The sequence below is a fragment of the Roseimaritima sediminicola genome (assembly GCF_009618275.1).
GTDB classification, from domain to species: Bacteria; Planctomycetota; Planctomycetia; order Pirellulales; family Pirellulaceae; genus Roseimaritima; species Roseimaritima sediminicola.
In genome coordinates, this window is sequence record NZ_WIAD01000097.1 from 1 (window position 1) to 5,573 (window position 5,573).

Consider the following 5,573-nt stretch of genomic DNA (forward strand, 5'->3'; position numbering starts at 1 on the left):
CTTAAACACCGTGTATTATCCGCTGCGGATTGCCTATGGCTTGGTGCCGTTTTTGGCCGGCTTGGACAAGTTCGTGGGAATCCTCGCCAACTGGGAGCAATACCTCCCGGAATTTGTGGTGCCGTTGTTGCCGATCAGCCCCGCTGGTCTGATGATGGTGGTAGGGTGCATCGAGATGGCGGCCGGGTTGGCCGTGCTGACCGTACTGCCTCGACTCGGAGCTTACGTCGTGATGGTTTGGCTGGTGCTGATCGCACTGTTGTTGGTTCCGGCAGGGTATTTGGACGTGGCGGTGCGTGATCTGGTGATGGCGGTGGGCGCCTATACGCTGGGACGCATCGCCGGAATTCGGGGCGAACATTGGTTCGGAGGGGCCACCGCCGATGCGACCGCGTGACGAACTGGTCAATGGGAATGAGCCCGCCGATGCGCTGACCGACGAGGCGATCGTTCGCAAGGTGCGAGGCGGTGACTTGGCCTCGTTTGAACTTCTCATGCGACGCTACAACCAACGTCTGTATCGTGTCGCGAGAAGTATCCTGGGAAATGACGCGGAAGCCGAAGATGCCGTCCAGGAAGCGTACGTTCGCGCTTACGAACATCTTGCGCAGTTCCGGGGCGAAGCCGCGTTCTCTACCTGGCTGACCAAGATCACGGTCTACGAAGCCCTCGGCCGACGAAAGATTCGACAGCGTTTTCGATCGTTGCAGATCGATCCGTCGGAGACTCGTACCATGCAAAACAACGAGAACACGGGCGACCCCTTCGAGCAAGCCAGTCGCCGAGAACTCCAAAACCTGCTGGTCCGCTCCGTCGATGCGCTCCCCGAGGGCTTGCGGGTCGTGTTCACGCTGCGGGTCATCGATGGCCTGGGGACCCGCGAAACGGCCCAGTGCCTGCGTCTCTCCGAAGCCAACGTCAAAACACGGCTCTATCGCGCACGGACACTGCTGCAACAGAGGATCGATCGGCAAATCGGTGTGGAAGTTCGTTTGCTCCACCAGTTTGACGGCGCTCGATGTGACCGGTTGGTCCGAAGGGTCCTGCGCCGCATCCACCGCCGGTAGGCCGCGACCGTCCGCCCCGGCAGCTTCCGATTGGGGCGCCTCGCAGCAAATTCTTTGTAACCGATCTGCGGCTTGATCCTCTGTACGTGGGAAGGCCGCCGATGCGAATCATCCGCGTTGGCGGCACACGGTTCCATGGCTCGGCCCACGCTGTAAGTGGGTAAGGATTTTCAATAAGGAGACGGCATGCGATTCCCTTTTCGTTCCTTGCGCGGCAGGGTGAAAAACCGGCGGTGTCGGAGCAAACTGTTCGGCTTTTGTTTGCTCTTGGCGACGGCTTTGCCGTTCAACACCGCTGACGGCCAAGACGGTGCATCGTTCCGGCACCGTGCGTTTGACTGGGGGTTCATTCAGAGACTAGCCGGCAAGTGGGTCTTTCGTCACGACACTTTCGGCAACGAGCCCTTTTGGACCGGCCAGCTCCGTCTTCACGAAGTCATCCAAACCGCGGTCGATCCGCTGACTGCTTTGGAGCTGGGCCTGAAGGTCGACGCGGACCGGTTGCCCAGCGGCTTTCTGGAACGAGCCGACCTGAGCGATCCCCAGACCACCCTTGCACTCCTGCGCCGCAATGCCGTCCTGGGCCTGAAAGCGAAGGTGACCAGGAACCGCAAAACCGGCGACCTGCAAATCGTCAGACTGGGCACCACGTGCGCGCTGTGCCATTCCGTGGTCGATGACTCGGTCGCACCCGGGATCGGTTCGCGGCTCGATGGCTGGCCCAATCTGGATCTGAACGTCGGCGCGATCGTGGCGAGTTCCCCAGCGATCGACGAGAGTACCAAGAAGGTCTTCCTCAGCTGGGGGCCAGGGCGTTACGACCCGTACTTCAACCAAGACGGCGAGAGTCTCCCGGTTGTGCTCCCACCGGCCTACGGACTGCAGGACGTCGACTCCGAGACGTTTCTCGGTGTGGGGCCGGTCTCCTATTGGAACAGCTACGTGGCCGTAACTCAGATGCACGGGCAAGGGGCATTCTTCGAGCCTGCTCTGGGGCTAGATATTCGGGCAAGACCCGATCGCGTCACTCCCAAGCTGAACGTCCTGCTCAAGTACCAGCTCGCCCTCAAGACGCCGGCGCCGCCCGCAGGATCGTTCGTCCCCGCCGCCGCCGCGCGAGGAGAGGAGATCTTTATGAACAAAGCGAACTGCGCGACGTGCCACGTGCCGCCGACGTTTACCGATGCTCCCGCGTTGTGGGATCCGGAATTTATTCCCACCGATCCCGCATATGCGCTGCGGCCGGCATCCATTACCAAGAAGTGGCGGACGACCCCGCTGAGAGGTTTGTGGCAACACGCTCCCTACTTCCATGATGGCAGCGCCGAAACGCTTGAAGAGGTCGTCGAAACCTATGATCTATGGTTTGAACTGGAGCTGACGGCGGAGGAAAAGGCGGACCTGGTGCAGTTCTTGCGTTCGCTGTAAAGCGGCACCCGAAGCCGGAACAATGGTTGCCTGGCTTGGCATCGCTCGAACAATCCGCTTGGTCACAGCCGCGGGTCGACCGGTTCGCTCTCCAACGCCAGCACCCCGAAGATGCATTCGTGGACGCGCCGCAGCGGTTCGTGACGGACGAACCGCTCCAGGGCTTCCAGGCCGAGCGCGAACTCGCGAAGGGCCAGCGAGCGTTTCCGGCCCAGGCTGCGGCTTCGCAGCCTGGGCAAATGCTCCTCGGTATCGTAGTCGGTGAAAGGCTTCGCCAGGGTCAGGTCTTGAGTCGGTGAAAGGCTTCGCCAGGGTCAGGTCTTGTGCTCGGTGTTCCCGTGGAGTTGCTGTTAAATGTTCGCAGCGTCTCGACGCCCCTGCGGAGCTCCTGCTACCGCCGTTCCGCGCGGCGGACCTGGTTCGATACGCTGGCCACGCCCGATAGTCCGAACCGCGGTCCCAAGTCTCGCAGTGTGGGCGAGGAACATCATCGGCAAAGCCAATCCGCCATGTCACGGCCTACCGCTGGGCTACGAAATACAGCGTAGTCCGTCGGCTCAACTCCGCGATAAGTGGCGGTTGCGGCAATGATCTCCTCGGCTCCTACACTTCCCGGCCGCCGGGAGGCTTTGCTGACGATGCGAGTCCGCTCCGCCGGCCAGCTCGATCATGCGCCGCAGAGGCGGTTGGGTCAGCCTTAGTGACACTTCTTGCTGATCATATCGGTAGCGACGAATTCTTCCTGCTGCTGTTCGAAGCGGACCTGGTCCGCTTCGCCAAGTGTGATCAGCATCGAATTTACCACTCTCCGCTCGCTTTCATGTGGTTTGTCGATGGTGGCTTTGTGCATGACGCCTAGCGGATTCCTTCGCTCCTCCGTGAACGGCAATGAACTGTTGTTGATGACCAGGATGCGGGCCTGACCTAACGCTGGCTGGGGCAATTCCGTGACATACGGAGCCAACTGTTCTTCGCCCGCCCGATGCATCGGATTGACCTCTTCCAGAAGTTGCTTTGGAGTAAGGTCTAAATCAAAGGCTGCACGGGCGTAGTCAGCCATCAACAATTGGCTCCGGACATTCGACGGTTCAACTCCACCAACGTCGATCAGGCAAAATCCTGGGGCAGCAAAATCGAACCGCCACACCTGGCGATACACGTTTTGGGCAAGATGATCGCTTATCAGGTGATCATCTTCGATCTGTTGCTTCAGCGTTGTTGTGGGATTGCCGAACAGCCACCGCCCAGCATTGGCGGACCATCGAGGGGCGATGATCCTGATCTCCTCTTTCATTCCGCTGATTCCTCGTAAAGCTCCTGCATCGGTCGTTTCCCCACGGGCCCGGTGTGTCGCTCCGCGTCCTGCGTAGGGTCATTGACCCGCGTGCTGCTTAAACCCTACTCCTTCACCTGCTCACGCTGACGTTCGGTCAGTTCGAGCAGCGTCAGCGTGTCGCCTTCTCGGTTGGCTACATCCAATTCCAGCGACTCACCTGCTTTCACGGCGCTGATGAAGCGAGCGATCTGCTCTGCACCCTCCCGTGCTTTCACCACCACGTTCTTGCCAACAAGTGCCTTCGGGGCCTCAGCCTTGCTGTGGCTCCAAACCTTCGCGATCTCAGCAACCTCGACGGTCAGCTGCCCCTGCTGAGTCCCGACGACCCTACCTCGCAGCATCCCAGCAAATCCCTTGGCGGCAGTGGGGATGCTGTCATGGTCCGGTTGCGACAGGTAGGAGTCGAATACTCGGACTTTGCTCCACCGATCCTTGTTCTCTTCGATGAATTTCAGGTGGCGGGGATGCGTCGCATATTTGTCGTACGCCTTCTTGTCGGCAAAGACCAGGTGCAGTGCCACATCGAAGTCACGGTCGTTGACCTCACGCTCGAGATCTCTTGCTCTTGAGCCCACCGAAAAGTAGACGGTTCCATCATGGCCGCTCAAGTATTCCTGGCAGGCGGCAATGAGAGCTTCACCGTTCTGCTCCGTGTCTTCGGTTACTGTGAAGAAGACCATGTGGGCCAGTTGCGGCTCGGCGGCGTCGAGACGAGCGGCGGCAGCGGCACAAACGAGGACGGCAAAGGCGATCAGGATACGTGGCATTGCGATACTCCAATTCGGTGCGAAAGGTCCGTGAATGCTTCCATTCTCCGCTCAACGACGGGGAATGCAACGGTATCCGTTCGCATGCAGAACCGGATCAGCCGGGACTGACCGAGGGCGGAGAAACGCTTCCCGATGAATCCTGTGTGAACGACGGTTCCCAGATTCGTTGGGCAGCCGGTGCTTTGGATGGCGTCATGGGCCATCACATGGGTCAGGGCGATCATGAGCAGCTTGTTCCCCAGGCGGTCGACCTTGTGCTGGCCTACTGCAAGAGTCCCACCGCCACAACGAAAGCGGCGCTGTACCAGCACGTCATCGAAGGCAACACGCTGCCGCTGATCGATCCGATTATGGAAACGCTGATTGGGAACAACCGACTCCCTCATGAGCGCCTTTACGAACTCGCCTATTCGTTCATGACCGAAGCACCTGACCGTGAACCGCTGGAAGGTTGAACGCGGAGACAAGGCGCCGCCTAAACACGTCACAATCCTTTTCTCGGCATTACTCTCCCGCTGTGCGGGAGCGTTTTGTCGCGTGCGGTTCACCGAGATGCGTACGCCGACATTCTGAGAGCAACATCCAAACCTACACTCTCATTTCAATCCACCACTTTCACCCCATCTCACCACCGCAAACTCAGCCCGAAGGGCGACACAGCCCTTGCCGGCGGTGTCACGGCCTGTCGATTAAATGAGCCGTTTAGGCGATAGCCTCGGTTTCGTCACCGCAGAACCGGGGCTATCGCCCAAACGGCTCACGTAAGCAATGCGTTTTCGAATTAATCGACAGGCCGGTCAACCGCCGGTGCGTAGACTCCAAACAACTAAAAGCCCCGGAGGGGCGACACTACCACACCTGCCCTGTGTCGCCCTACGGGCTAAGCGTTTCTAATTGACCCAACAACCGGGGACTCACCGGCCCCGGCAGGGGCTGTGCCGCCCTGCGGGCTAATAACAGCCTTTTCTGCTT

General features: G+C 59.8%; 7 protein-coding genes. 4 read left to right on the forward strand and 3 right to left on the reverse strand.

The window, feature by feature from the left end; all coding sequences use genetic code 11:
- The 3 genes from GE027_RS22250 to GE027_RS22260 form a co-directional block, all read left to right on the forward strand.
- Positions 1 to 397 (forward strand): DoxX family membrane protein (locus GE027_RS22250; RefSeq protein ID WP_202617503.1); only part of this gene is annotated, 397 nt, incomplete at its 5' end.
- Positions 384 to 1,067: an RNA polymerase sigma factor gene (locus GE027_RS22255; protein WP_153559436.1), complete on the forward strand. Its 684-nt coding sequence runs from the start codon at positions 384 to 386 to the stop codon at positions 1,065 to 1,067. The genes GE027_RS22250 and GE027_RS22255, both read left to right, overlap by 14 nt.
- 186 nt (positions 1,068 to 1,253) lie before the next feature.
- A complete protein-coding gene (locus tag GE027_RS22260) occupies positions 1,254 to 2,495 on the forward strand; it encodes a c-type cytochrome (RefSeq protein WP_153559437.1) in 1,242 nt (413 codons plus the stop codon).
- Between the two features lie 62 nt (positions 2,496 to 2,557).
- On the opposite strand, the gene GE027_RS22265 is transcribed toward GE027_RS22260, so the two are convergent.
- From GE027_RS22265 to GE027_RS22275, 3 genes are all read right to left on the reverse strand, one after another.
- Positions 2,558 to 2,779 (reverse strand): hypothetical protein, encoded by a 222-nt coding sequence (locus tag GE027_RS22265; RefSeq protein ID WP_390621622.1) that lies wholly within the window; start codon positions 2,777 to 2,779, stop codon positions 2,558 to 2,560.
- 413 nt (positions 2,780 to 3,192) lie between these two features.
- Positions 3,193 to 3,789, reverse strand: a complete 597-nt coding sequence (locus GE027_RS22270) for a hypothetical protein (RefSeq protein ID WP_153559438.1) — start codon at positions 3,787 to 3,789, stop codon at positions 3,193 to 3,195.
- A gap of 104 nt (positions 3,790 to 3,893) precedes the next feature.
- Positions 3,894 to 4,598 (reverse strand): Dabb family protein, encoded by a 705-nt coding sequence (locus tag GE027_RS22275; RefSeq protein ID WP_153559439.1) that lies wholly within the window; start codon positions 4,596 to 4,598, stop codon positions 3,894 to 3,896.
- Between the two features lie 17 nt (positions 4,599 to 4,615).
- On the opposite strand from GE027_RS22275, the gene GE027_RS22280 reads away from it, so the two are divergent.
- Complete coding sequence (locus GE027_RS22280) at positions 4,616 to 5,056, forward strand: hypothetical protein (RefSeq protein WP_153559440.1); 441 nt, start codon at positions 4,616 to 4,618, stop codon at positions 5,054 to 5,056.
- Positions 5,057 to 5,573 lie beyond the last annotated feature (517 nt).

What these genes read in the sequence shown, in the direction of transcription:
- GE027_RS22255 (WP_153559436.1), top strand. Translation starts at nt 384, where the DNA reads ATGCGACCGCGTGACGAACTGGTCAATGGGAATGAGCCCGCCGATGCG.
- GE027_RS22260 (WP_153559437.1), top strand. Translation starts at nt 1,254, where the DNA reads ATGCGATTCCCTTTTCGTTCCTTGCGCGGCAGGGTGAAAAACCGGCGG.
- GE027_RS22270 (WP_153559438.1), bottom strand. Translation starts at nt 3,789, where the DNA reads ATGAAAGAGGAGATCAGGATCATCGCCCCTCGATGGTCCGCCAATGCT.
- GE027_RS22275 (WP_153559439.1), bottom strand. Translation starts at nt 4,598, where the DNA reads ATGCCACGTATCCTGATCGCCTTTGCCGTCCTCGTTTGTGCCGCTGCC.